The sequence below is a fragment of the Vibrio sp. M260118 genome (assembly GCF_036533755.1).
Classification (GTDB): Bacteria; Pseudomonadota; Gammaproteobacteria; order Enterobacterales; family Vibrionaceae; genus Vibrio.
The window spans coordinates 1-3,058 of record NZ_JATABG010000393.1; the positions used below are offsets into that span (position 1 = coordinate 1).

Consider the following 3,058-nt stretch of genomic DNA (forward strand, 5'->3'; position numbering starts at 1 on the left):
GTTTTTAGAACACTACTACGGTAACCCTTCATCCATTCACTCGCTTGGCTCTGAAGTGGGCAAAGCGATGAAAATTGCCCGCGAGCAAGTTCAGGCGTTAATAGGTGCTGAGTTCGACTCTGAAATCATTTTTACTTCTTGTGCAACGGAGGCGACGACGACTGCGATTATGTCTGCTATTGAAGCGCATCCAGAGCGTAAAAGCATCGTCACTTCTAAAGTAGAGCATCCTGCGACGCTGGAACTGTGTGAGAACTTGCAGCGTAAAGGCTATACCATCCACTGGATTGGAGTAGACAGCAAAGGACGATTTGATTTCCCTGCTTATGTCCGTGCCTTGAGCGATGATGTGGCTTTGGTGTCTGTCATGTGGGCCAACAACGAAACTGGGACGATTTTTCCGATCAAACAAATAGTCTCAGCGGCGAAGAGCCAAGGCGTTCAAGTTCATGTTGATGGCGTACAGGCTGTGGGAAAAATTCCGGTAGATGTCAAAGCGCTAGGCATTGATATGTTGTCGCTGTCAGGTCACAAGTTTCATGCGCCGAAAGGGGTTGGTGCGTTATACCTTAAGCGCGGGACACGTTTTCGCCCACTGATGCGCGGTGGTCATCAAGAGCGTGGGCGTAGGGCGGGTACTGAGAATGCTGCCGCCATTATCGCCCTGGGCAAAGCGGCACAATTGGCTCAAAGGTCAATTGTAGAAAGCTCAGGACGAATTGATTTTCTGCGTAATCGACTTGAGCAAGGCTTGCTTGCGCGTATTCCCAGCTCTTTTGTTACCGGAAACCCTTTAGAGCGAGTGCCAAACACGACCAACATTGCAGTTGAGTACGTGGAAGGAGAGGCGCTACTGCTGTTGCTCAATCAAGTAGGCATTGCTGCTTCATCGGGTTCGGCATGTACATCGGGTTCATTGGAGCCATCTCATGTGATGAAGGCGATGGATATTCCATTTACCGCTGCACACGGTACGTTACGATTTTCACTGTCTAAGTTCACCCAGGATAGTGACGTCGACCGAGTACTCGATGAGCTTCCTCCTATCGTCGAGCGCCTACGAGCCTTATCCCCTTATTGGGATAGCGTGACAGGGCAACCTATCGAAGAAAACTTCACTCCAGCTTACGCATAAGGATAGGTTATGGCAGTAATCATCAATGACACCACCCTTAGAGACGGTGAGCAAACGCCTGGTGTGGCCTTTTCCACTGAGGAGAAGGTAAACATTGCGTTGGGTCTAGAGGCTGCAGGTGTTCCCGAGTTAGAAGTCGGCGTTCCGGCTATGGGCTTTGAAGAGCAGCAAACCATAGCAGCCATTACGTCATCATTAACATCAGCACGGACTATGGCGTGGTGTCGGATGAAAGAGTTCGACCTATTGTGCGCTGAAGACCTTGGTCTTGATTGGGTAGACCTGTCGGTGCCAATTTCGTATCAACAGATCCACCACAAGCTAGGGCTGAAGCCTGAGAAACTGTTTCACCACTGCTTGCCTTATATCGAAATGGGGTTAGATATGGGCTTTGACCTTTGTATTGGCCTAGAGGATGCTTCTCGCGCTGAACTTTCTTTTGTCCAATCGTTTGTCGAGCAGGTTGAGAAGTTGAATGTGAAACGAGTGCGCTTTGCCGATACCTTAGGCGTGTTAGATCCTCAATCGACTTTTAACAAAATCCAGTCACTACGAACCAGTAGCGACTTAGAGCTTGAGATGCACGCTCATAACGATCTCGGGCTAGCAACTGCGAATACTTTGGCTGCGATTGATGCCGGAGCTACGTCGGTCAATACCACGCTTAATGGTTTAGGTGAACGTGCAGGTAATGCAGCATTGGAAGAAGTAGCGGTGGCATTGTCTGTACTCAATAAGCAGCCGACCAATATTAGCCTAGATGCTTTGCCCGCGCTGTGTGAGCAAGTGATGAGCGCAGCGGGCCGTCAGCAAAGCCCGCAAAAAGCCATTGTTGGCGATTCGATCTTCATGCATGAGTCAGGGGTTCATGTTGATGGCCTACTAAAGAACCGCAGTACTTATGAAGCTTTTCCCCCTGCTTTAGTAGGCAAAGAGCATAAATTTGTTTTAGGTAAACATTCAGGTAGGCGAGCAATAACGTCTATCTTTCATCAGCTTGGTTATCACCTTGACCCAAGCCAGAGTGAGAGCATGCGAGTTTTGCTGCGCAAATGGTCGGAAAGGTACAAGTGTACGCCTTCCAACGATGACCTGTTTCAACTTCTTCAGATGCATACCAAAGCGTAAGGAGCCCCTATGGTGCAGAGTAAATCTCTTTCTTCACTTGAATCGCTCACAACCGCAGAGGAGTTCTTAGACTACTTCAACATTAGTTTTGACCCTCAATTGGTGACGCCAAAGCGAATCGCTCTGCTGAGGCTGTTTAGGCAAGAGTTAGAACAAGCCCCAGAACCGCGTGGATATAAGGTGTACAAGAGAGCTCTACTCAGAGCATATCGCTCATTGTTGTTTGGCAATACTCCTCCCCTTGAAGGTGGTGTATGTGGCAGCTGTACCGAATGCGATGACTAATTAGGAGTACCTAGATATGGAGTGTTGGGACGCTAAGTTTCCGGTTGGAAGTCAGGTTCGACTGATTCGCAATGTCAGAAATGACGGCAGTTTTACCGAACTAGAAAAGGGCGAGTTGTTGGTTGAGCAGGGTAGTGAAGGTGAAGTGAGAAGCTCAGGCTATTACCTGCAAGATCAGATTGTCTACCAAGTGTTTTTTCCCATTCGAAATGTGGTGGTAGGAATCAAAGAGACAGAGCTTATCGATGCAAAATTGGACTGGGAGCCTTGCCTGTTTCGCTCCCTAGACAAAGCTCGCTTAACCCTAGCTTTGAAGGTTAAAGATACCATCATTGCAACCAAGGGCGATTGGGTAGAGATACAGCGAGTATTTCGCGACTTAGACAGCGGTCAGCTGCAATATGAGATTGCCGTGGCTGGCTACAACTTCAAAGTCGATGCCCGCGTGGTTGAGGCTTAACCCGAACGGTTTACCAATTTATTATCAAGGAGTGCTTATGGATGAGCAGA

The 3,058-nt window shown here is 48.5% G+C and carries 4 protein-coding genes; all 4 read left to right on the top strand.

Annotated features, from left to right (window positions below; genetic code table 11):
- Positions 1-1,135, top strand: a 1,135-nt coding sequence (gene nifS, locus QTO00_RS17290; RefSeq protein ID WP_331425881.1) for a cysteine desulfurase NifS, incomplete at its 5' end; no start/stop codon positions are given.
- A gap of 9 nt (positions 1,136-1,144) precedes the next feature.
- Complete coding sequence (nifV, locus tag QTO00_RS17295) at positions 1,145-2,263, top strand: homocitrate synthase (RefSeq protein WP_331425882.1); 1,119 nt, start codon at positions 1,145-1,147, stop codon at positions 2,261-2,263.
- A 9-nt stretch (positions 2,264-2,272) separates the two neighbouring features.
- Positions 2,273-2,548 carry a nitrogenase-stabilizing/protective protein NifW gene (locus QTO00_RS17300; protein ID WP_331425883.1) on the top strand — a complete coding sequence of 92 codons (276 nt, stop codon included), beginning with the start codon at positions 2,273-2,275 and terminating at the stop codon, positions 2,546-2,548.
- Positions 2,549-2,564: 16 nt separating this feature from the next.
- Positions 2,565-3,008, top strand: a complete 444-nt coding sequence (locus tag QTO00_RS17305) for a nitrogen fixation protein NifZ (RefSeq protein WP_331425884.1) — start codon at positions 2,565-2,567, stop codon at positions 3,006-3,008.
- Positions 3,009-3,058 lie beyond the last annotated feature (50 nt).

What these genes read in the sequence shown, in the direction of transcription:
- nifV (WP_331425882.1), top strand. Translation starts at nt 1,145, where the DNA reads ATGGCAGTAATCATCAATGACACCACCCTTAGAGACGGTGAGCAAACG.
- QTO00_RS17300 (WP_331425883.1), top strand. Translation starts at nt 2,273, where the DNA reads ATGGTGCAGAGTAAATCTCTTTCTTCACTTGAATCGCTCACAACCGCA.
- QTO00_RS17305 (WP_331425884.1), top strand. Translation starts at nt 2,565, where the DNA reads ATGGAGTGTTGGGACGCTAAGTTTCCGGTTGGAAGTCAGGTTCGACTG.